At 39.5% G+C, this 210-nt stretch carries 1 protein-coding gene; it reads right to left on the reverse strand.

Annotated elements, in window-relative coordinates; translation table 11 throughout:
* Nucleotides 1-210, reverse strand: a 210-nt coding sequence (locus V6256_RS16145) for a TGS domain-containing protein (RefSeq protein WP_341599203.1), incomplete at both ends; no start/stop codon positions are given.

Here is a 210-nt window from a genome sequence, read left to right on the forward strand (position 1 = left end):
AGTTAATATTTCAACTTGATCGCCAGTTTTTAATTGATAAGTCAAAGGCGCGATATGGTCAGCTACATTTGCCCCAATACAACGATGCCCTATTTGGCTATGAAAATAATAAGCAAAATCAAGTGGCGTCGATCCCTCTGGTAAATCGATGACCTCGCCTTTAGGCGTAAACACATAAACCCAATCATTGAAAACTTGGCTACGAATTTC

It is taken from the genome of Psychromonas aquatilis, from assembly GCF_038155185.1.
Classification (GTDB): Bacteria; Pseudomonadota; Gammaproteobacteria; order Enterobacterales; family Psychromonadaceae; genus Psychromonas; species Psychromonas aquatilis.